Consider the following 20,787-nt stretch of genomic DNA (forward strand, 5'->3'; position numbering starts at 1 on the left):
TCACTGAACAACGAAAGTGGTAAAGTAAACGTTACCAATCCCGCCAAAGCCTTCCTTTTCTTCGAGCGTATCGTTCATCGCCTTGACCAGACGGCGCTGGAGCAGTTCCTTGCCCTGGGTCGTGAAAACCTGCTCTTCCGGGGTTTCGCCGATCTGCATCAGCACCGCCGAGCGCACCGCGAGTTCGTGCGTCTTCAGATTTTCGAGCACCGTCTTGTCATAGGGGGTCGAGATGGCGAGACCCATCTGGACGAAGTGGACGCTGTCGGCGAGATTCGAGGTGAATTCCCGCTCCATGACGTAATAGGTGGAGGCATATTGGCTGCCGCCGTCACCCTTGGGCGTCGGCGTGGTGCCGCCCGCCTTGCCGTCGATCGTCGCGCGTTCCTGCTGATCTTTGGGCACCAGTTGCGGCTGGGGCTTGGCGGAGGCGGCATGCGCCGCACCGCCGCCCAACATGCCGGACGTGCCGACATAGACCCCGGCGCCTACGCCGCCGCCGATCAGTACCAGCAGCCCGCCGCCGACCAGCAGCAGCTTGCCCAGCTTGCCCTTCTTCTTTGCGGGCGCTTCGGCTTTGTCTTCGCTCATCTCAATGTTCCTCGCTCTCAAGCAATGCGTTCGTCGGTGGAGCCGCGCGGATCGGCGGCGTCATGGCGACGGCGATTGGCCGTCGGTTGGTCCTGGTGTTGCTGGCGCTGTGCGTGATGCTGTCCGGGTTGCCCGGCATCCCCCTGCGCGAGCTTCAGTCCGCGTGCCTCGGCCATGTCGCTCAGGCGCGGGGCGGCTTCGGCCAGCAGCGCCCGCGCGGCGGCGGTGTCGGCGTTGATGCGGACCTCGATCGCCTCGCCTTCACCGACCAGCACGATGTCGACGGCGCCCAGCGCATCCGGCGACAGGCGGATGCGGGTGGTGGCACTCGCCCCGTCGGCGCGCGCGTCGCGCAGCACCTCGATCTGTTCGATCATGCCCTCGATCCATTTGGCGGCATGGGTGTCGATCGGCGCGGGTTCGGCGGCGGGCGATGCCGTTGCCACCGGCGCGGACAGGCCGACGCTCGCCGGATCGGTCACCGTCACCACCGGCACGGCGGCGGCGCGCGGACGAAGCGCGGCCGGGATCAGGTCGGCCGCGGTCATCGTCGTGGCGGCAGTCAATGCGGCGGGGGCGACGACCGGCGTGACCGGGATCCGGCGCGGGACGGCGGGCGACGGCGCATCGACCGGGCGGTCGGCGATGACGAATTTGGCAGGCATCGCGGGCACGGCTTCGGCCTTGATGGCTACCGTAACGGCAGGCGATGCACCCGATGGCGGCGTGGGTTCGACACCCGCCTTACCGGCGACGGCGGCGTCCGGCGATTTCGGAACCACGGCCGCAGGTTCGAACCGTGCGGAAACCGCTCCTCGTACGATAGACGCCGCATCGCCGCGCGCAAGCGCTGGTGTGGCGGTGGTGGAGACGGCTGTATCGCCTGATGACGCTGCCGTTGCCGCATCCGGTATTGCCGGGCGTCCGGCTGCGGCAGCGTCCGGCGATCTCGCAACCACGGCTGAGGGTTCGAACCCTGCGGAAACCGCTCCTCGTCCGCTAGACGCCGCATCGCCGCGCGCAGGCGACAGGATGGCGGTGGCGGAGACGGCGGTAGCGACGGATGACGCTGCCGTTGCCGCGTCCGGGATTGTCGGGCGCGGAGGCGGCGGATTTGCCTTGTCGGGGCTGCTCGCCACCCGCTGCGGTAAGCTTGCCGAGGAAATCGTAGCCGTCGGAGCCGACGCAGCACGATGGATGATTGCCGCAGCTATCGTGGAGGCCGTTTCGCCATTCGCGTCGACCGGCGACGTGGGCACACGCGTTTCGGGCGTTTGCGGATGCGATCGAGAGTCCATGTCGACCGCTTGGCGGCGCGGCTTCGCGGCTTCGGCGACGGGTGGCGAAGCATCGGTCGTGCTGGGCGTGATCTCGATGTTCGCGCCGGGCTCCGCTTGTGGGTTCGCAGGTGCGAACGTAGCGGCGTCGGATGGCTCGACGATGAAAGGCGGCGATGGCTTCCCGGTTGCACCCGCTTCGGTTTCCCTTTCGGCAAGATCGCTAAAGAGGGGCAGGGTCGCAGGCGCAGGCGCGTCGGGCGACCGAACGGCCGGAGATTCGAACGGCAGAACAATCATGTCCGGCAAGGCGATCGACTGGATGTCCCAGTCCGGTTTTCCCTCACCCTCCGCTTCGTCCGCGCCGTCCCGCGGCAAGTCCTTGCCGGTCGCGGCAGTCGATTGCCGGGTGAGCGCGATCGGCATATCGGGTCCGGCGTCCGCGACCAGGCCACCGAGCGCAAGCGCGAACGCGGACGAATCGCCGCCCGCTTTCGGCTTTATGCCCAGCAAACCGCCCAGTCCGGGCGCTGCCTTGGTATCGGATAGCTGGATCATTCGGTCCCCGCGTGAACTCTCTGTTCAAGAGATCAGCAAGGACCGTGCCGGTTTTTCGAACGCAGCGGCGACGGGGCGTTTTCGAGCGCGCGGACGGCGGCGAGCGCCGCGTCGGTTTCGGCGCGCGCGATCAGTTTTTCGATTGCGCTCTGATCGCGTTTCGCCTCGACCGTGCGTTCGCGGGCGAAGTCGAGCCCGCGATTGGCGGTCGCGATGCGCTGGTCGGCGGCGGCGACCGACTGGTGCAGCCGGTCACGGTAATGCGCGGCGGCCATCAGGCTGGTGGCGCTGGCGGGCGCCGGCGACGGCGCAGGCGCGACATTGGCGGCGAGTTGCAGGATGCGCGCCTTCAGATCGGCCTCGGCCTGGAGCTTGTTCGCGGCCTGAACCTCTTCGGCGCGCGTCAGGTCGAGCTGGAGCGAACGGACGCGCAGGATGCGGTCGAGTTTCTTCGCCGACCGCGCCACCTCATGCGTCTCCGAACACGCCGATCAGTTCGGCGGTCGCATCGGCGAGATTGACCACCGCGTCATAATCCTGGCGGACATATTCCATGACCGTCGGGTGACAGGCGATGGCCGCGTCGATCGCCGGGTCGGCGCCCGAGCGATAGGCGCCCATCAACACCAGGTCGCGGTTTTCCTCATAGGTCGCCAGGTGGCGGCGCAGCACGCGGGCGGCGGCGACATGGTCGCGGGTCACAATGTCGTTCATCACCCGGCTGACTGACGGCCCCAGGTCGATCGCGGGATAGACGCCGCGTTCGGCAAGCGCGCGGCTGAGCACGATATGCCCGTCGAGGATCGAGCGCGCCGAATCGACTACGGGATCGTTGCCGTCGTCGCCGTCCGCCAGCACCGTGTAGATCGCGGTGATCGACCCCCCGGTGTGAACATCGGTCCCGGCGCGTTCGATCAGGCCGGGGAGCATCGCGATGGCCGAGGGCGGATAGCCGCGCGCGGAGGCGGGCTCGCCCAGCGCGAGGCCGATTTCGCGGCCCGCGTGCGCGACGCGGGTCAGCGAATCCATGATGAGCAGGACTTTCTTGCCCTCCGCCCGGAACGCTTCGGCGATGGCCGTTGCCCTGAGCGCGCCGCGGATACGAAGCACGGGCGAATGATTGGCGGGTACGGCGACGACGACCGATCGTTTGCGCGCGTCGCCCGCGATCTTGGTTTCAAGGAAATCGCTGACTTCGCGGCTGCGTTCGCCGATCAGGCCGACGACGACCACGTCCGCTTGTGCGGCGCGGACGATCATGCCGAGCAGCACCGATTTGCCGACGCCCGAGCCTGCCATGATGCCGACGCGCTGGCCCTGACCGATGGTCAGCAGGCCGTTGATCGCGCGAACGCCGACATCCATCGGTTCGCGCACGCGGCCACGGTCGAGCGGCGACTGGAGCTTGCCGGCAAGCGGCCAGGATCCCGCGCCGCGAATGGGGCCTAACCCGTCGATCGGCTTGCCCGCGCCGTCCACCACGCGCCCCAACAGGGCGGCGCCGACTTCGGCCTCGCCCGGCGCGCCAACGGGTCGCACGGGAGCATTGGGAAGGAGGGCAGCAGGGCCGCCCAGATTCATCATCAGCGTGCGCCCGCTTCGAAAGCCGATCACTTCGGCCTCGACCTTTTGCGCGCCTTCGCCGATCGAACAGATCGTGCCGACCGGAAGCGAGAGCCCGACGGCCTCCATCAGCAACCCGTCATAGGAGGCGAGCCGCCCGGCGACCTTTGGCCGCGGGGCGAAATCGCCCGAGCCGAGTGCTTCCAGATAGTCGGACGTAAAGCGGTTCAACATGCCTTACTCGGATTTTGGCAGCGGCACGCGGTCGATCGCGGCGGCGAGTTGTTCGAGCCACAATTCGGGGCCGTCCTCGACGATGGTCGATGCCGATTCGATGACGAAGCTGCCGCGTGCGACCTTGGCGTCTCCGGCCGCGAACACGGTCTTGGGCAATTTGCCCTCGACCAGCGGCATATCGTCGGGGTGGAGGTGAAGCAGCGCCGATTCATTGGCTTCGGCGAGCAAGTCGGTGGCGGCCTCGATGCGCGCGGCGAGCAGGTCGCCGGACACGCCGACCTCGCCGACGATGCGGGTGACGAGCGCAAGCACGGTCTGGCGCAATTGGCGCGCCAGCCGGTCGCGGTCGAGATAGGTGCCGCCTGCCAGCCCGGCGATCATCGATTCGATGAGCAGTTTGTCGCGCGCGACCTCCGCGCCGTTCTGGAGCAGCCCGGCGGCAAGTCCTTCACCATAGCCGCGTTCATGCGCTTCGGTAACCGGATCGACGAAGCGCTCGTTGCCGCCCGCCATGTCGGGTTCAAGCGGATCCCAGCCTTCGGTGGGGTTGGCGTCGCGATTCTCGGGCGAGAAATGTTTGGGGCCGGAGGCCGCCTGCGCGGCGAAGCCTTTGGGCGGTTGCGCCGTCGTGCCGCGCCCCGCCTTCACCCGCGCGCGTTCGCCGATGTCCGACGCGGCAAATTCGGGGAGGGCGGAAAAGATCGAGGCGATGACGTCGTCGGAGGCGTCGATGCGGCTGGCGAAGCCCGGCGAAAACCCATCAGACATTTTTGTACGCTCCGCTAAGGTTCGGCACCGGCCCGCTCCCCCACCCGGCCACCCATAGGATAGCCTGGCTGGGTGGCCGGGTGGGGGAGCGGGCCGGTGCCGCTACGGCGCAGCCATCAGACATAATCGTCTTCTCCGCCGCCCATCATGATCGTGCCTTCCTTGGCCAGGTTGCGGGCGATCTGGATCACGGCTTTTTGCGCCTCGAGCACCTCGGTCAGTCGCATGGGTCCACGTTCTTCCATTTCGTCGCGGATGCCGTCGGCGGCGCGCGCGGACATGCAGCCGAGGAAGCGGTTGCGCGCGGCCTCGTCCACGCCCTTGAGCGCGCGGACCAGCGTATCATTGTCGATCGACCGGATGAGCGTGCCCAGATTCTTGTCGTCGAGGTCGAGCAGATTGTCGAAGACGAACATCGCTTCCTCGATCGCCTTGGCGACTTCGCGGTCGATCTTGGCGAGTTTGGGCATGACACGGGTTTCGGTCGATTTGCGCGCGGCGGACAGGATCTTGGCCGCGTCGCGCGTGCCGCCGATCTGGAGGCCCGCGGGCGCATGGCGATCGCCGATGCGTTTGGACAGGACCTGTTTCAGCGTCTCGATCGCTTCCTGGGTGATCGGGCCCAATTTGGCGACGCGGTGCAGGATTTGCGGTTGTGCGGATTCGGGCAGGATTTCGAACACCTGGGCGGCGACCGCGGGGTCGAGATTGGCGATCAGCACGGCGGCGATCTGGGGATGTTCGTCCTCGATCAGCGATGCGATTTCCGACGGCTCCAGCCAGTCGAGCAGTTCGATCGCGCACACCGCTTCGGGCGGGGTGATACGCGCCAGCACGCTTTCGGCCTTTTCCTGGCCCAGCGCCTTGGTCATCATGCCGGTGATCTGCGGGCGCGGATCGAAACCGATATCGGTGCGGTCGCGCGCGGCGGAGATGAAATCGTCGAGCACATCCTCGACCTCATGCTCTGCCACATCGGCGACGGTGAACATCGCGCGGCCCAGTTCGCGCACCTCGTCGGGTTCGAGCTTCTGGAGGATGGCGGCGGCCTCTTCCTCGCCGACCAGCATCATCAGCACGGCGGCGCGCTCGACGCCGCTGAAGCTGCGCGGGATCACGTTCATTGCTTGTTTTCCGCCTGGATCATGTCGCGCACGGCGAGCGCGGCGCGAGTCGGATTGTCACGGGTAAAGCCCTTCACCAGCCCGACGCGCTCGTCATAGCTGCGGGCATTTTCCAGCATGTCGATGCTGACGCCGGGGCGTTGCGGCTGGCCGTCCTCGCCGAGCGCAGCCTGGCCCCCGCCAAGTGCGGCGACAGTGTCGCGGCCCAATGCCGGGCGGCTGCCCGCATCCTCGCGCTTCTTCATCAGCGCCTTGGCGAGCGGACGCACGCCGAGCAGCAGCACGAGCAGCGCGATGATAAGCGCCGTCGCATTGCGCGCGACCATCGGCACCCAGCTCGCTTCGTACCAGGACGGCTCGGTGCCGCCGACGGCATCGGGGGAGAAGGGACGGCTGATGACCGTCACCTGATCCTGACGCGCCTGGTTGAAGCCGACGGCGGAGCGGACGAGCTGGTTGATCTGGTCGATCTCCGCCTTGGTGCGGGGCCGTGCGCCTTCGGTTTCGCGCAGCAGCACCGCGACTGACAGGCGGCGGATTTCGCCGGGCATGGCGCGGGTGACCGAGATTTCCTTGCCGACGTCGTAAGCGCGCGAAAATTCTTCGCTTGCCTTGGGCAGCGCCGCGGGCGCGGCGCCTGCAAGCGCGGGATCGGCATTGGGGTCGGCGTTCGGATCGGCGGCGGCTGCGGCGTCAGGCGCCTCCAGCGTGCTGGCCGGGGGAACCGCGTTCGACAGCGCGCCGGGGATGCCGCCGGGAGCCTGAGTATTCGATGCGGACGCCCAGCTGCCCTGTTCGGCGCGGACGACCGAATTGGGGTCGATCGTCTCACGCGTGGCTTGCGTTTCGTCGAGATTGACCTCTGCCTGAACCTCCGCCGAGAAATTGCCCACGCCCACCAGCGGGGTGAGCAATTTGGCGAGCTGTTCGCGATATTTGGTTTCGATGCGCTGCTGGAACGCGATGCGCTCGTCGGTCGCGCTTTCGCCCTGACCGCCGGGTCCGGATTTGTTGAGCAATGCGCCCATCTGATCGACGATGGTCACTGCATCGGGCTTCATCCCCGGCACCGACGAGGCGACGAGATTGACGATCGACCGCACCTGCGCGTCGGACAAGGCGCGTCCCGCCTCCAGCCGGACGATGACCGAGGCGGAAGGGGCGGCGCTGTCGCGCACGAACACCGAGCTTTCCGGGGTGGCGAGATGGACCCGCGCATCGGCGACCGCGTCGATTTCGGAAATCGAGCGCGCCAGTTCGGTTTCGCGCGCCTGGCGAAGACGTTCGCCCTCTACCGCGCGGCTGACGCCCATCGGCAACTGGTCGAGCAGCGCATAGCCGCCGGGTGCCGCCTTGGGCAGATCCTGCGACGCGAGCAGCATCCGCGCCTTGTGATAATCATCCTCGCCAACGGTCAGCGAACCCGATCCGTCGATCCGGTTGGCGATTCCGGCTGCGCCCAGCGCCTGCGTCACCGCGGCCTTGTCGCCATCGGTCATGTTGGCGAACAGCACGCGCTGCGGCGGTGTGGACAATGCCATCCATGCGATCGCCGCGACGCCGAGCAGCGCCACCAGCAGGATCGCGGGCAGCGCGCGCTTTACCGCGGGTTGCGACAGCATCGCGCGGGCCTGCGCGACCGGATCGGAAAGCCGGTTGGGCGTGGCGCCGATCGGCGCGCCGCCAACGGGCTGAGGGGTCAGTGCGTTTTCCATGTTACACCGGCATGCTCATGATGTCCTTATAGGCCGTCAGCAGCTTGTTGCGGACCTGCAAGGTGGCTTCGAATCCGACCGACGCCTGCTGGCGGGCCATCATCACCTTGGCGATGTCGATTTCCTCGCCGCGTTCGTAGCGCGCGGACATGTCCGACGACTGCGCCTGCATTTCGTTCACGCCCTTGACCGCGCTTGCCATCGTATCGGCAAAGCTGACGGGTTTGGGGGCGGAAGTGGCGGGCGTGCCCAGCACGTCGGCCGGGGTGGCGGCGCCTGCGCTCGCGCGCTTCAGCGCCGAATTGCGTTCGAGGATCTCGGCGCGCATCGCCATGATCCGGTCGATGCTCATCGCACCGCCTGCGCCGGAGGCGCCGCCGATCCCGCTCATGCGTTCACCGCCTGGCTATGGGTGCGGACGATGTCCTCACCCTGTTCGCGTGCCTTGGCGAGGCGATAGCGCAGCGTGCGTTCGGAGATGCCGAGGCGCTTTGCGGTTTCGATCCGGCTGCCGCCGCACGCGGCGAGCGTTTCGCGGATCGCCTGAAATTCGCTCATCTGGACGATGTTCGACAGTTTCTCGCCGGTATCGGCGACCGCGACCAGTTCGGGGCGGCGGTGCTGGGTCGGGCGATCGAAGATGATGTCGGCGGGCGTGATGACCTCGCCGCGCGACAGCAGCATCGCGCGCTGGATGACGTTTTCCAGCTCGCGGACATTGCCCGGCCAGTCGTGACGCTGAAGCAGCGACAGTGCGTCGGCGTCGATCCACGGCAGGACGCGGCGGTCGGCACCGTGACGCACCACCATCGCGGCGGCGAGCGCGGCAATGTCGCCCGGACGCTCGTTCAGCGCGAGGGTCGAGAGCGGGAATACGCTCAGCCGGTAGTAAAGATCGGCGCGGAAGCGGCCTTCGGCGACTTCGCTCTGGAGGTCGCGGTTGGCACACGCGATGACGCGGACGTCGATCTTTTCCGGCAGCGTCCCGCCGATCGGCACGACTTCGCGTTCCTGCAATGCGCGCAGCAGCTTGGCCTGAAGCCCGATCGGCATCTCGGCGATTTCGTCGAGCAGCAACGTGCCGCCGTTCGCCGCGCGGAAAAAGCCTTGTCCGCCCGACGAAGCACCGGTGAACGATCCCTTCTGATGGCCGAACAGCATCGCTTCGAGCATGGTTTCGGGAAGCGCGGCGCAGTTGATGGCGATGAACGGGCCGTCGCGGCGTTCGGACTGCATGTGGATCGCGCGGGCCAGCACTTCCTTGCCGGTGCCGGTGGGGCCGTTGATGAGGACGGTGATGTCGGACGCCGCGACGCGTTCGGCGAGCGCGTTGAGCGCCAGGCTCTGCGGATCGGCGGCAACGGGGGCATAGGGTTGACGGACGAGTGCACCGACAAAGCCTGCGATCAACGCCGCGTCGTCCTCGCCGCCGGTGACGCGCGCGGGTGCGCCGTCGCCGAACGGAATGACCTGGGGATCGCCGTGGCCGACCAGCACGGTCCGCGCGGGTGCGGGCGTCTGCTCGCCATCCAGCGCCAGGAACAGGTCGCCGGGCTGGGGCTTCGCGCCCTCCGCCGCCACTGCCATGCCCTGCGAACGGAGTGCGGACACCAGCGCATAGCTGGTTGCGCGCACTGCCGCCGTCGGATGGATCGTCGCCATGTCTAGTCCCCCAAGTTCGTGGGCCTGAAATGCACGATAAATGGTAAACGAGGCGTAAAGCATCGCGCACCGCATCCGATTTTTGCTCTGTAGTCGCGTAGGCGCGTGCCAATCTCCCGGAAATCCGGGCGCGCGGGATGGTCAAAAAAATTGCTTAAGGTCGGGCGCGACCTGCCGTTTCACAGTTCGACTACTCGGGCTCCCGCATTTGTTCAGGGGGGAACACCGGGAGGGTCGACCAGTAGAACGGAGACAAGAACATGACTGTTATCGGAACCAACATCAGCGCACTTCGCGCTGGCAACGCGTCGAAGATGGCCAATGTGGACCTTCAAAATTCGATGGAACGTCTGTCGACCGGCAAGCGCATCAACTCGGCCAAGGACGACGCAGCCGGCCTCGCCATCGCATCGTCGATGACCTCGCAGATCAAGGGCATGAGCCAGGCGATCCGCAACGCCAACGACGGCATGGCGCTGGCTCAGACCGCTGACGGCGCGCTTAGCGAAGCGACCAACATCCTTCAGCGCATGCGTGAACTTGCTGTTCAGTCGTCGTCGGGGACCTATCAGAACTCCGACCGCGAAAACATGCAGGTTGAGGTAAAGGAGCTGCAGAAGCAGCTGACCGACATCGTCGCTTCGAAATTCAACGGTGTGGAGCTATTCGATGCTTCGGCTGATAATAACATCACTATTCAGGTTGGCGCTGGTAACGGTGATCAGGTTAACCTCCAAATTAGCGCGTTGAACCTGGTCCCCGTTAGCGGCACTGCCAGCAACGGCACCCCTGCACAGCTAAGTAACGCGTTGGTAGCTGGGCACGCGCTGATCGGCACTAGCCGCACTATTACCGCAGAAGATGTAGCTTTCGGTGCAACGATGGGCGGCGCTGCCGTCGCGGCGGCAGCAATTGGCACGCAGGTCACGCTGCAAGAAAATGACACTTTCTACATCCCAGCTGGCGACACTGACGTCTCTGGCGGCATCACCGTTGCGACGGCATCCGGGGCACAAGCAGCCTTGACCAGCCTCGACACCGCGCTTTCGGATGTTAATAAAACACGCGCATCACTCGGTGCCGGTCAAAGCCGCCTGCAGTCGGTCGTCAACAGCCTGACGACCAATGTCACCAACCTGACCGACGCACGTTCGCGGATCGAAGACACCGATTTCTCCTCGGAAACGGCCGCGCTCGCAAAGGCACAGATCCTGAGCCAGGCATCGACCGCGATGCTGTCGCAGGCCAACCAGTCGCAGCAGGGCGTCCTGTCGCTGCTGCGCTAAGCATACCGGGCCCGACCGCCTCCCCCCTATAAGGCGGGCGGGGCCGGCCCGGACCCCCGGATTATCCGGGGACGGCAAAACAGAACCCCGGTGGTCGGCGTATCGACCACCGGGGTTTTTTGCCGTCTTGATGGGTTGCGAGCGGTTGCCAATCTGTTCCGGTTGGGCGACAGCAGGGACGTGCTGCCCTATCCCGCCCTTCACGCCAGCCATGCCGGGGTCTGGATCGCGAGTGCCGACGGCGAAACGCGGGCGATCGGGCGGGGGGAGGCGATCCGGCTGGCCGCCGATACGCCGGTGCTGATGCTGAACGCGCCCCTGGTCGGGCAAAGGCTGGGGCATCCCGAACTGAACGGGCTCGACCTGCTGGAGCTGTTCGCGTTTCTGCGGCCTGCGAAATTTCTGGTGCCGACGCCCAAGGGACTGGCGCGCGAAACCGGGCTGGCCGAACCAACTGGAGATGCCGAGGTGGCCGCGTTCCTACGCGAAGTGGGCGCGCGGTTGCTGGCGGTGCCGTCGGGCGACTGGGCCGAGCGCGAGGGGGCGTGGCATGGCCTGCAATCGCTCGCGAGGCTGCGCTGGCCGTGGGCGCCGGTGCTGGGCCGGGTTGTCGACAAGCCCGAGCGGGCCGAGCGCTGGCTGTTTTCCAAACTGCCCGAATGGGACGAGGCAGCGCCACGCGCCGCGCCGCGTCAGGTAACATTGGCGGACGATGTGGTGGCTGAACGTCTTGCAATGCTGACCGGATCGGGGGCCGAGCGGCGGCAGGGCCAGCGCGATTTCGCGCGCGTGGCGGCGGGCGCCTTCGCACCGCGCGCGACCCCCGATGCGCCGCATATGGTGCTGGCGGAGGCCGGAACGGGCATCGGCAAGACGCTCGGTTACCTGACGCCCGCCTCGCTCTGGGCCGAGCGATCGGGCGGGGCGGTGTGGATTTCGACCTATACCAAGGCGCTGCAACGCCAGTTGGCGCGCGAGACCGAGCGGCTGTTTCCCGACGCGCAAGTGCGCCGCCAGCGGGTCGTGACGCGCAAGGGCCGTGAGAATTACGTGTGCCTGCTCAATCTGGAGGATGCACTGCAAGGCGGGTTTGCGGGGCGGGCGGCGGTGCTCGCGCAACTGGTCGCGCGCTGGGCGGCGTTCACGGCGGATGGCGACATGGTCGGCGGCGATTTGCCCGGATGGCTTCCGGTGCTGTTCCGCCGCAACGGCGCAACCGCGCTGACCGACCGACGCGGCGAATGCGTCTATGCCGGCTGCCCGCATTACCGCAAATGCTTCATCGAGCGGGCGGCGCGGGCGTCGGCGGAGGCCGACATCGTCATCGCCAACCATGCGCTGGTGATGGTCAATGCCGCGCGTGGGCGAGAGACGAACGCGCGCCCCAGCCGCTACATTTTCGACGAAGGCCATCATCTGTTCGAAGCGGCGGATTCGATGTTCGGCGTCGCGCTGTCGGGGCAGGAGACGATCGAACTGCGCCGCTGGGTGATCGGCCCGGAAAGCCGCGCGCGAGGGCGCAGGCGGGGGCTGGCGGCGCGATTGTCGGACGTTGCGAGTTACGACGAAGCGGGAGGTCGTGCGATCAACGACGCGGTGGCGGCGGCGATTGCGCTGCCGTCCGAAGGCTGGCTGGGGCGGATCGCGGAAGGCGAACCGTTCGGCGCGATTGAGGCGCTGCTCGCGGCCGTGCGCGGCTTCACTTATGCGCGCGACGAAAGCGGGGGGGCGGACGCGGGCTATGGGCTGGAGACCGAACTGGCCGAACCCGATGCGGCGTTGGTCGAGGCGGCAGGCCCGGCGGCGGTGGCGCTCGACGCGCTCGTCCGCCCGATGATCGCGCTCGGTCGGCGGCTGGAGGCGGTGCTGGCCGAGGGGCCGGACTGGATGGACGGCCCGGCGCGCGCGCGGATCGAGGGCGCGATCGCGTCGGTCGCGTGGCGCGCGGAGACCGTCGGGGCGTGGGCGGCGCTGCTCGCACGCATCGGCGGGCCTGCCGATCCCGATTTCGTCGATTGGCTGGCCGTCGACCGGATCGAGGGGCGCGAGGTCGATATCGGCATCCACCGCCGCTGGCTGGATCCGACGCGACCCTTAGCGGCGACGGTATTGAAGCAGGCGCATGGCGTGCTGGTGACCAGCGCTACCCTGCGCGCGGGCGACGACTGGGACGTAGCGGAAGCGCGATCCGGGAGCCGTCATCTGGAGCGCGCGCCGACCCATTTCGAAGCGCCAAGCCCGTTCGACTATGCTGCCCAAGCCGAGGTGCTGATCGTCACCGACGTAAAGCGCGGCGATCTGGCGGCGCTGGCCAATGCCTATGGTCGGTTGATCGTCGCGAGCGGGGGCGGAACGCTGGGGCTGTTCACCGCGATCCGGCGGTTGCGCGGCGTCCATGCGCGGATCGCCGACCGGCTGGCGCGCGAGGGACTGCCGCTGCTCGCCCAGCATGTCGACCCCGTCGATCCGGGGACGCTGGTCGATATTTTTCGCGACGACCCGCGCGCCTCGCTGATCGGCACCGATGCCCTGCGCGACGGCGTGGATGTTCCCGGCCATTCGCTGCGCCAGGTGGTGATGGAAGCGGTGCCGTGGCCCAAGCCGACCGTGCTCCACGCCGCGCGCCGCATCGCCGAAGGGGGCAAGACGTTCGACGACCGCGTGGTCCGCGCGCGGCTGGCGCAGGGATTCGGGCGGCTGATCCGCCGCGCCGACGATCGGGGGCAATTCGTGCTGCTGTCCGCCGCCATGCCCAGCCGGTTGCTCAGCGCGTTTCCCGCAGGCACGCCCATTCGCCGCGTGACGCTGGACGAAGCGGTCGCGGCTGCAACACGGCTTTCATCCAACGCTGCCATCGGGCATGAGGAGATCAAGGTCGACGGGTAGAGGGTTTGGATGAAGACGCTGACGATATTGCGCCACGCCAAATCCGGCTGGGACGATCCTCTCCTCCGCGACTTCGACCGACCGCTCAATGCCAAGGGCCAGCGTGCGGCGCGGTTGATGGGGCATCATCTCGCGTCGCTGGGTCTGCGCTTCGATCATGTCGTGGCGTCCTCAGCGGTGCGCGTGCGCGAGACGATCGACGATTTCGCGCGCGGTTACGGCGATCTGGCCGAGCCGGAGTGGGACAAGACGCTCTATCTTGCCTCCACCGACACGCTGCTCGACCATATCCACGCGTTGCCCGACAGCGCCAACCGGGTGCTGATGATCGGGCATAATCCGGGGCTGGAAGAACTCGTCCTGCTGCTCACCCCCGACGATGGCGGCCACGCTCGCGACGCGGTGGAAGTGAAATTCCCGACCGCCAGCGTTGCGGAGATCGACTTCGCGGTGAACCGCTGGGCCGATGCGAAGGCAGGCGGCGGCGTGTTGGTGCGGTTCATCCGGCCACGTGATCTGGACGCGACGCTGGGGCCGGACGGGGGATGAAATCCGTGCTCACGTCGCCTCGAAGATCGATGTTGGTAGGCGCATTCATAATGCTGGGAGCGACGCCCGCCGCTGCTAGAATTTGCGACTATCCCACGACAAACAAATGGCTGAAGCAGCCTGCGCGCCATAGTGCCGAAGTCCCGATCGAGGTCCCAGTCGCGCTGCCCGTAAGGGTTGGGCTTAAAGAAGCGATTGCGCGGCTCGAAACGAAGTCGGCGGTCAGAATATCCATTTCGGATGCCATCAGATTTGTCGGAGAGAACAAGGACAGTTTGCAGGCACTGGCACGTCAAAAGCCATATCTCGTGCGATCCGTATTTCCTACCTCTTGGCCCACTCTGTCGATAAGTTGGAGTGGCAATTCACTTCACGTTTTCGCGGGAGGATTGGGTTGTGCTCCTTACAAAAAACAACCCATTGTCGTTTTCCTCGATCGCGAGCCGCAAGACGTCTTTGTCACAGCGATGTCCGCCCTGTAGCTTTCGCCAAGAGCGCGCACTAATGCCGGAAGTGGCGCATTCCGGTGAACACCATTGCCAGCCCGGCTTCGTCCGCCGCGGCGATGACTTCGTCGTCGCGGATCGAGCCGCCGGGTTGGATAACGGCGGTGGCGCCTGCTTCGATCGCGGCGAGCAGGCCATCGGCGAAGGGGAAGAAGGCGTCGGAGGCTACGGCGGAGCCGATCGTGCGGGGTTCGGACCAATCCGCCTTGGTCGCGGCGTCCTTTGCCTTCCATGCGGCGATGCGGGCGGATTCCAGCCGGTTCATCTGGCCCGCGCCGATGCCTGCGGTCGCACCGTCCTTGGCATAGACGATCGCGTTCGATTTGACGTGCTTGGCGACGGTCCAGGCGAAGCGGCAGTCGGCAAGTTCCTGGGGGCTGGGCGCGCGCTTGGTGACGACGTTCAGCGCGTCTTCGGCGAGGACGCCATTGTCGCGGCTCTGGACCAGCAGCCCGCCTGCGATGGTCTTGACCATCAGTCCCGGACGCTTGGCATCGGGCAACTCACCGGTCAGCAGCAGGCGGAGATTCTTCTTTGCCGCGAACACCGCGCGCGCCTCGTCATCGGCATCGGGGGCCGCCACGACTTCAGTAAAGATTTCGGTGATCGCACGCGCGGTTTCGCCATCGAGCGTGCGATTGACCGCGACGATGCCGCCGAATGCCGACACGGTGTCGCAGGCGAACGCCGCTTTATACGCATCGATCAGCGTGTCGGCGCTGGCGACGCCGCAGGGGTTGGCGTGCTTGACGATGACGACCGTGGGTGGACCGCCCGCAAATTCGCTGACCAGTTCGAGGGCAGCGTCGGCGTCGTTGTAGTTGTTGTAGCTGAGCGCCTTGCCCTGCAATTGTTCGGCTTGCGCGATGCCGCGCGCGGCCGGACCGTTCGGCAGATAGAGCGCCGCCGACTGGTGCGGGTTTTCGCCGTAGCGCAGTTCCTCGGCACGCTTGAACGACAAGGGGAGGGTCTGCGGGAAACGCTCGCCCTGATCGGCGAAGGCAAACCACTGGGCGATCGCGGAATCATAGGCGGCGGTCGCCGCGAAGGCCTTGGCCGCGCAACGCTTGCGGAAATCGGGGCTGGTCGCCGCGCGGTTCGCATCCAGCGCTTCGATCAGTTCGGCATAATCCGCGGGATCGGTGACGATCGTGACATGCGCGTGGTTCTTGGCTGCCGATCGCACCATGCTGGGGCCGCCGATGTCGATATTCTCGATCACCTCGTCGCGGCCCGCGCCGCGCGCGACGGTCTGGGCAAAGGGGTAGAGATTGACCACCACCAGATCGATTGCGCCGATCGCGTGGGTCTCCATCGCCGCTGCGTGTTCGGGATTGTCGCGCACCGCGAGCAGCCCCCCGTGGACCATCGGGTGAAGCGTCTTGACCCGACCGTCCATCATCTCCGGAAAGCCGGTCAGGTCGGACACGTCGCGGACCGCCAGCCCGGCGTCGCGGAGCGCGGTCGCGGTGCCGCCGGTCGAGACGAGTTCGATCCCGTGGCGGGCAAGCGCATGGCCGAGGTCGACGATGCCGCTCTTGTCGGAGACGGAGAGAAGCGCGCGGGCGATTGGCTGATCGGTCATGCGCGCCCCTTTCGCGCTACCGGGTGCGGAGTGCAAGCCCATCCGCCCGTTCGTTTCGAGCGAAGTCGAGAAACGTGCGGCTAGCGGGAGGCCGCGTTTCTCGACTTCGCTCGAAACGAATGGGTGGGAAGGGTGTGGGTCATAAGCAGCGTTGGCGTCTGCTGACCGGTGCCCCCCCGGCACGTTGGCCGGGGTGACGGGTGGCTTAGCGGCCCACCCAGTCCGCCACTTCGCTGGCGACCGTATTCGCGGCCTGATTGAGCGCGGGGCCGACCGTGGTCGCGTCGATTGCCGTCACCGGCACGCGCGATTCGAAACGGCGGCGTTCCAGCGCACCGTTTTCGCCCCGTTGCAGGGCCGCATCATAGGTCACGACCGCTTCCAGTCCGGCCTCGTCCATGCCGAAATTGCGCAGGTCGCCTTCCAGTCGCGCGGTCGGCGGGACCGGGGCACCGGCGGGGGCGACGACGACGCGGCCGGTGCGCGCGGTGATCGTGTCGCCCAGCAGGCGCGCGAACAGGCGCGACGGCACCTCGACCCACACCGCGTCCTTGACGTAGGCGATTTGCGTGTCGCTCGACCGCACCGGCACGCGAGTCACGCCGATTTCCTGCGGCGTTGCGGGGGCGGCAATGGCGATGGTCGATGCCGAGGCACTCGACTGACTGGCCCCTGCCTGCACCGCCGAAGCGGCGGTCAGCGTGAGCAGCGAAGGCGGCGGCTTGGCGCCGAAGCTGATGCAACCGGCGAGGAGCAAGGCGGGGGTGAGCGCGAGGAGCTTTTTCATGTGCGGTCTCACTTGGGTTCGTAATCGGGCAGGCGCGGCTGCGAGATGATCGACGATGCGCCCTGCTGATCGACCTTTTCGGCGACATTGGCGAGTGCGGACGACATCTGGCGCAGATCGGCGACCAGTCGGTTGACCTCTGGCACCGTCTGTTTCGAGAAGGTCTGGAGCCCCGGCCGCGCATCGCCGATCGCCGAATCGAGCGTCTCCATCGAATTCTGCGCCGATGCGATCGTTTTGTTCAGATTGGCCATTGCCGGGCGGATGTCCTGAGCGATCATCTGGTTACTGGTGTTCGCCAGATTGCCGATTTCCTCCGCCGCAAGCCCCGCGCGCTGGATCGCGATGCGGGTTTCGGCAAGCGTCGCGGCGATTTCCGGCCCGCGGTCGGCCAGCGCATCGGTCAGGCGATTGGTGTTTTCGAGAATGCCCGCGATCGATACCTGATTGCGGTCGGACAGCAGCTCGGTCAGTCGCTCGGTCAGCGACGTAAGGCGTTCGAGCAATTGCGGCGCGGAGGACAGCAGCGCGCCGAGCCCACCCTGACGCGTCGGGATGACGGGCACGCCTTCGGGACAGGCGGCCTTGGTATTCACCTCGGGGCAAGTCAGCGGGCGGGCGCCCTTGACCGCGCCGTCGAGCTGAATCTGGCTGACGCCGGTGAAGCCGATGCCCTGGATCGAGGCGACCGTGCCCTCAAGGATCGGCACATCCTCATTCACCGAAATGCGGACGCGCACGAATTGCGGGTCGGGCTGGTACAGCGCGATTTCACGGACCTGTCCCGACGGCACGCCCGAAAAGGCGACCGGCGAACCGCGATTGATGCCGTCCACCGCCTGTTTGAAGAAGATGTCGTATTCGCGCTCCTGATTGCTGCCAAGGCGCGCCAGCCATACGGTAAAGAGCGCGAGGACGAGCAGCAGAATCAGCACGACCGCCCCCACCAGCACATGGTTCGAACGAGTTTCCATCAGCTTTTCGCCTTTTCAGCGCGATCTGCGCTGTCGACTGCCGCGCGCCCGCGCGGTCCGTTGAAATATTCCTGGATCCACGGATGGTCCGTCGCCAGCAATTCGTCGATCGTCCCGATCGCGATGACCTTCCTGTCGGCCAGCACCGCCACCCGGTCGCAGATCGCATAGAGCGTGTCGAGATCGTGGGTAATGAGAAAAACGGTCAGCCCGAGCGTCTGCTGGAGCGATTTGGTCAGTTCGTCGAACGCCGCGGCGCCGATCGGATCGAGCCCGGCGGTGGGTTCGTCTAAAAACAGCAGTTCGGGGTCCATCGCCAGCGCACGCGCGAGCCCGGCACGTTTTTTCATGCCGCCCGACAGTTCGGAAGGATATTTGGGTCCGGCTTCGGGGCCGAGACCGGTCATCACCACCTTGTACGCGGCGATCTCGTCGAGCAGCGCTGGGTTCACATGGGGGTAGAATTCGCGCAGGGGAACCTGGATATTCTCCGCCACCGTCAGCGTCGAGAACAGCGCGCCACCCTGGAACAACACGCCCCAGCGCTTGCGCACGTCGATTGATTCGGTCTCGTCCTCATCGACCTCGCTGCCGAACACCGAGATTTCGCCCTCGTCGGGGGTTTGCAGTCCGATGATCGAGCGCATCAGCACCGATTTGCCGGTGCCCGACCCGCCGACCACGCCCAGAATCTCGCCGCGGCGCACGTCGAGGTCGAGTCCTTCGTGGATTACCTGCTCGCCGAAGCTGTTCTTCAGGCCGCGGACGCGGATGATGGTTTCGTCGCGGCTCATATCCAGCCGATCCGTTCGAAGAACACCGCGAAGAACGCGTCGAGGACGATGACGAGGAAGATCGCCTGAACCACCGCCGAAGTGGTGCGCAGGCCCACCTGTTCGGCGTCCGATTCGACCTGCATCCCCTGATAACAGCCCGACATGGCGATGATTGCGCCAAACACGGGCGCCTTGATCAACCCGACATAAAGGTCGGTGATGGGCACGACTTCCTGAATGCGCTGGATGAAGGTGATGGGGGGAATGCCGAGCGCCGCCCAGCAATAGAGCCCGCCGCCGATGATCGAGATCATCGATGCATAGAAACCGAGCAGCGGCAGCAGCAACACCGCGGCAAAGAAGCGCGGCAAGACCAGCGCCTCCATCGGCGACACGCCGATGGTGCGCATCGCGTCGATTTCTTCCGTAAGCTTCATCGTGCCGAGCTGTGCCGCGAACGCGCTGCCCGAACGCCCGGCGACCATGATCGCGGTCATCAACAGGCCGAGTTCGCGCAGCGTCAGCCGCCCGATCAGGTTGATCGTGAACACTTCCGCACCGAACTGGCGGAGCTGCACCGCGCCCTGTTGCGCGATGACGATGCCGATCAGGAAGCTCATCAGCCCGATGATGCCGAGCGCGGAGACGCCGACGACCTCGAACCGGTGCACGGTCGCGTTGAAGCGGAACCGGCTGGGATGGCGGATGACGTTGCCGAGCGCGATGGTGGTCGCGCCCATGAAGCCGATCAGGCCGAGCGTGGAGCGCCCTGCGATCGACACCGCCTCGCCGATCTCACCCAGCACACGGGTAAAGGCCGATCCGTGCTTGACCGGCTTGGCGATCGGCTGGTCCGCACCCTGAACCTTGGCCAACAGACGCTGGCCGTCGTCGCTCAACCCGTCAATCGGGGTATCGTTGCGGCTGGCCAGACGGTGCACGACCCACGCGCCGACGGTATCGACACGGCTGACCCCGGACATGTCGATGCGGTCGATGCGGTCGACGTCGCGATCGATCCGGTCGGGCAGGTCGCCCATCCGAGCGAGCGACAGGTCGCCGCTCAGGCGCAACGTTCTGGCGCCGTCCTGTTCGTCGATCTGATAGTCGGCTGCGGCGCTCATCGGGCGCATCCTTGGTCGATTTTGGCTGAAACGGCAAGGGTTTCAGCGCATAGTCCAATCCCATGCACGCGCCCAAACACCGCATCGCCATTTACGACATGGACAAGACGATCACCCGCGCGCCGACCTGGACGCCGTTTCTGGTCCATGCCGCCCGAAAACGTGCGCCGTGGCGACTGGCGCTGATGCCGATCGCCGGGCTGTATGGCCTCGGCTATGCCGCCAAGCTGATCGACCGGTCGCGGTTGAAGCAATTGACCCAGCGGCTGATGGTCGGACGCTATACCTCGCGCGCCGACATGCGCGCGCTGGCTGACGGTTTCGCCGAACGCACCTGTGCCACCGGCTTGTTCGAGGATGCCCGCGCGCGGATCGCGCAGGACCATGCGCAGGGCTATCGGCTGGTGCTCGCGACGGCGTCGTTCGGCTATTATGTCGAATCGATCGCCGAACGGCTGGGGTTCGACGGGGTGATCGCCACGCGATCGCGGTTGAATGACGACGACCGGATCACGACGCTGATCGACGGCGAGAATTGCTACGGTCCCGGCAAGTTGCGGATGGTGCAGGCGTGGTTCGCCGACCAGGGGATCGACCGCCGCGACGCCGAGGTGCGCTTCTATTCCGATCATGTGTCCGACGCGCCGGCAATGGAATGGGCGGACGAGGCGTTTGCGGCGAACCCGCACGCGCCGCTCAGGCGGCTGGCAAAGGTCAAGGGCTGGACGGTGCTCGACTGGGGCAGGTGAGGGGGAGGGGTTCTCCCATTGCCGTTCGTTTCGAGCGTAGTCGAGAAACGTGTGCCAAGCGGCGACCAGC

The 20,787-nt window shown here is 66.5% G+C and carries 18 protein-coding genes; 4 read left to right on the plus strand and 14 right to left on the minus strand.

Annotated features, from left to right (window positions below; all coding sequences use genetic code 11):
* The 9 genes from ACX0GZ_RS06390 to ACX0GZ_RS06430 form a co-directional block, all read right to left on the minus strand.
* Nucleotides 1-591 (minus strand): flagellar basal body-associated FliL family protein, encoded by a 591-nt coding sequence (locus tag ACX0GZ_RS06390; RefSeq protein WP_458814537.1) that lies wholly within the window; start codon nt 589-591, stop codon nt 1-3.
* Between the two features lie 17 nt (nt 592-608).
* Nucleotides 609-2,426, minus strand: a complete 1,818-nt coding sequence (locus ACX0GZ_RS06395; RefSeq protein ID WP_458814539.1) for a flagellar hook-length control protein FliK — start codon at nt 2,424-2,426, stop codon at nt 609-611.
* Nucleotides 2,427-2,458: 32 nt separating this feature from the next.
* Complete coding sequence (locus tag ACX0GZ_RS06400; RefSeq protein ID WP_458814541.1) at nt 2,459-2,893, minus strand: hypothetical protein; 435 nt, start codon at nt 2,891-2,893, stop codon at nt 2,459-2,461.
* 1 nt (nt 2,894) lies between these two features.
* The gene (locus ACX0GZ_RS06405; RefSeq protein WP_458814543.1) at nt 2,895-4,223 is read right to left on the minus strand and encodes a FliI/YscN family ATPase; all 1,329 of its coding nucleotides are present in this window, start codon (nt 4,221-4,223) and stop codon (nt 2,895-2,897) included.
* 3 nt (nt 4,224-4,226) lie between these two features.
* The gene (locus ACX0GZ_RS06410; protein WP_458814545.1) at nt 4,227-4,994 is read right to left on the minus strand and encodes a FliH/SctL family protein; all 768 of its coding nucleotides are present in this window, start codon (nt 4,992-4,994) and stop codon (nt 4,227-4,229) included.
* 116 nt (nt 4,995-5,110) lie between these two features.
* Nucleotides 5,111-6,118: a flagellar motor switch protein FliG gene (gene fliG / locus ACX0GZ_RS06415; protein WP_458814547.1), complete on the minus strand. Its 1,008-nt coding sequence runs from the start codon at nt 6,116-6,118 to the stop codon at nt 5,111-5,113.
* Entirely contained in the window at nt 6,115-7,833 is a 1,719-nt protein-coding gene (gene fliF / locus ACX0GZ_RS06420) for a flagellar basal-body MS-ring/collar protein FliF (RefSeq protein ID WP_458814549.1), read from the minus strand. Before fliF ends, fliG begins: the two co-directional genes overlap by 4 nt.
* 1 nt (nt 7,834) lies before the next feature.
* Nucleotides 7,835-8,224: a flagellar hook-basal body complex protein FliE gene (gene fliE / locus ACX0GZ_RS06425; protein WP_458814551.1), complete on the minus strand. Its 390-nt coding sequence runs from the start codon at nt 8,222-8,224 to the stop codon at nt 7,835-7,837.
* The gene (locus ACX0GZ_RS06430) at nt 8,221-9,495 is read right to left on the minus strand and encodes a sigma-54 interaction domain-containing protein (protein WP_458814553.1); all 1,275 of its coding nucleotides are present in this window, start codon (nt 9,493-9,495) and stop codon (nt 8,221-8,223) included. The genes fliE and ACX0GZ_RS06430 overlap by 4 nt, the downstream gene beginning before the upstream one ends.
* 260 nt (nt 9,496-9,755) lie before the next feature.
* Here ACX0GZ_RS06430 and ACX0GZ_RS06435 point away from each other — a divergent pair, with 260 nt between their 5' ends.
* The 3 genes from ACX0GZ_RS06435 (at nt 9,756) to ACX0GZ_RS06445 (ending at nt 14,216) form a co-directional block, all read left to right on the plus strand.
* The gene (locus ACX0GZ_RS06435; RefSeq protein ID WP_458814555.1) at nt 9,756-10,781 is read left to right on the plus strand and encodes a flagellin N-terminal helical domain-containing protein; all 1,026 of its coding nucleotides are present in this window, start codon (nt 9,756-9,758) and stop codon (nt 10,779-10,781) included.
* Nucleotides 10,782-10,961: 180 nt separating this feature from the next.
* Nucleotides 10,962-13,667, plus strand: a complete 2,706-nt coding sequence (locus ACX0GZ_RS06440) for an ATP-dependent DNA helicase (RefSeq protein WP_458814557.1) — start codon at nt 10,962-10,964, stop codon at nt 13,665-13,667.
* A 9-nt stretch (nt 13,668-13,676) separates the two neighbouring features.
* A complete protein-coding gene (locus ACX0GZ_RS06445) occupies nt 13,677-14,216 on the plus strand; it encodes a SixA phosphatase family protein (protein WP_458814559.1) in 540 nt (179 codons plus the stop codon).
* 501 nt (nt 14,217-14,717) lie between these two features.
* Here ACX0GZ_RS06445 and purH read toward each other — a convergent pair.
* The 5 genes from purH to ACX0GZ_RS06470 all read right to left on the minus strand — a co-directional run bounded on the left by purH (nt 14,718) and on the right by ACX0GZ_RS06470 (nt 19,968).
* Nucleotides 14,718-16,307, minus strand: coding sequence for a bifunctional phosphoribosylaminoimidazolecarboxamide formyltransferase/IMP cyclohydrolase (gene purH, locus ACX0GZ_RS06450; RefSeq protein ID WP_458814561.1), 1,590 nt, complete (start codon nt 16,305-16,307; stop codon nt 14,718-14,720).
* Between the two features lie 205 nt (nt 16,308-16,512).
* Nucleotides 16,513-17,094: an ABC-type transport auxiliary lipoprotein family protein gene (locus ACX0GZ_RS06455; protein WP_458814563.1), complete on the minus strand. Its 582-nt coding sequence runs from the start codon at nt 17,092-17,094 to the stop codon at nt 16,513-16,515.
* Between the two features lie 8 nt (nt 17,095-17,102).
* A complete protein-coding gene (locus tag ACX0GZ_RS06460; protein ID WP_458814565.1) occupies nt 17,103-18,068 on the minus strand; it encodes an MlaD family protein in 966 nt (321 codons plus the stop codon).
* A complete protein-coding gene (locus ACX0GZ_RS06465; protein WP_458814567.1) occupies nt 18,068-18,862 on the minus strand; it encodes an ABC transporter ATP-binding protein in 795 nt (264 codons plus the stop codon). Before ACX0GZ_RS06465 ends, ACX0GZ_RS06460 begins: the two co-directional genes overlap by 1 nt.
* The gene (locus tag ACX0GZ_RS06470) at nt 18,859-19,968 is read right to left on the minus strand and encodes an ABC transporter permease (RefSeq protein ID WP_458814569.1); all 1,110 of its coding nucleotides are present in this window, start codon (nt 19,966-19,968) and stop codon (nt 18,859-18,861) included. The genes ACX0GZ_RS06465 and ACX0GZ_RS06470 overlap by 4 nt, the downstream gene beginning before the upstream one ends.
* Before the next feature lie 62 nt (nt 19,969-20,030).
* On the opposite strand from ACX0GZ_RS06470, the gene ACX0GZ_RS06475 reads away from it, so the two are divergent.
* The gene (locus ACX0GZ_RS06475) at nt 20,031-20,717 is read left to right on the plus strand and encodes an HAD family hydrolase (RefSeq protein WP_458814571.1); all 687 of its coding nucleotides are present in this window, start codon (nt 20,031-20,033) and stop codon (nt 20,715-20,717) included.
* Nucleotides 20,718-20,787 lie beyond the last annotated feature (70 nt).

The sequence above is a fragment of the Sphingomonas aestuarii genome (genome assembly GCF_054457155.1).

Excerpts from the sequence above, each read along its gene's own strand:
- fliE (WP_458814551.1), bottom strand. The coding sequence starts at position 8,224 with ATGAGCGGGATCGGCGGCGCCTCCGGCGCAGGCGGTGCGATGAGCATC.
- ACX0GZ_RS06390 (WP_458814537.1), bottom strand. The coding sequence starts at position 591 with ATGAGCGAAGACAAAGCCGAAGCGCCCGCAAAGAAGAAGGGCAAGCTG.
- ACX0GZ_RS06475 (WP_458814571.1), top strand. The coding sequence starts at position 20,031 with ATGCACGCGCCCAAACACCGCATCGCCATTTACGACATGGACAAGACG.
- purH (WP_458814561.1), bottom strand. The coding sequence starts at position 16,307 with ATGACCGATCAGCCAATCGCCCGCGCGCTTCTCTCCGTCTCCGACAAG.
- fliF (WP_458814549.1), bottom strand. The coding sequence starts at position 7,833 with ATGGAAAACGCACTGACCCCTCAGCCCGTTGGCGGCGCGCCGATCGGC.
- fliG (WP_458814547.1), bottom strand. The coding sequence starts at position 6,118 with ATGAACGTGATCCCGCGCAGCTTCAGCGGCGTCGAGCGCGCCGCCGTG.
- ACX0GZ_RS06430 (WP_458814553.1), bottom strand. The coding sequence starts at position 9,495 with ATGGCGACGATCCATCCGACGGCGGCAGTGCGCGCAACCAGCTATGCG.
- ACX0GZ_RS06470 (WP_458814569.1), bottom strand. The coding sequence starts at position 19,968 with ATGAGCGCCGCAGCCGACTATCAGATCGACGAACAGGACGGCGCCAGA.
- ACX0GZ_RS06455 (WP_458814563.1), bottom strand. The coding sequence starts at position 17,094 with ATGAAAAAGCTCCTCGCGCTCACCCCCGCCTTGCTCCTCGCCGGTTGC.
- ACX0GZ_RS06405 (WP_458814543.1), bottom strand. The coding sequence starts at position 4,223 with ATGTTGAACCGCTTTACGTCCGACTATCTGGAAGCACTCGGCTCGGGC.
- ACX0GZ_RS06435 (WP_458814555.1), top strand. The coding sequence starts at position 9,756 with ATGACTGTTATCGGAACCAACATCAGCGCACTTCGCGCTGGCAACGCG.
- ACX0GZ_RS06445 (WP_458814559.1), top strand. The coding sequence starts at position 13,677 with ATGAAGACGCTGACGATATTGCGCCACGCCAAATCCGGCTGGGACGAT.
- ACX0GZ_RS06465 (WP_458814567.1), bottom strand. The coding sequence starts at position 18,862 with ATGAGCCGCGACGAAACCATCATCCGCGTCCGCGGCCTGAAGAACAGC.
- ACX0GZ_RS06395 (WP_458814539.1), bottom strand. The coding sequence starts at position 2,426 with ATGATCCAGCTATCCGATACCAAGGCAGCGCCCGGACTGGGCGGTTTG.
- ACX0GZ_RS06460 (WP_458814565.1), bottom strand. The coding sequence starts at position 18,068 with ATGGAAACTCGTTCGAACCATGTGCTGGTGGGGGCGGTCGTGCTGATT.
- ACX0GZ_RS06410 (WP_458814545.1), bottom strand. The coding sequence starts at position 4,994 with ATGTCTGATGGGTTTTCGCCGGGCTTCGCCAGCCGCATCGACGCCTCC.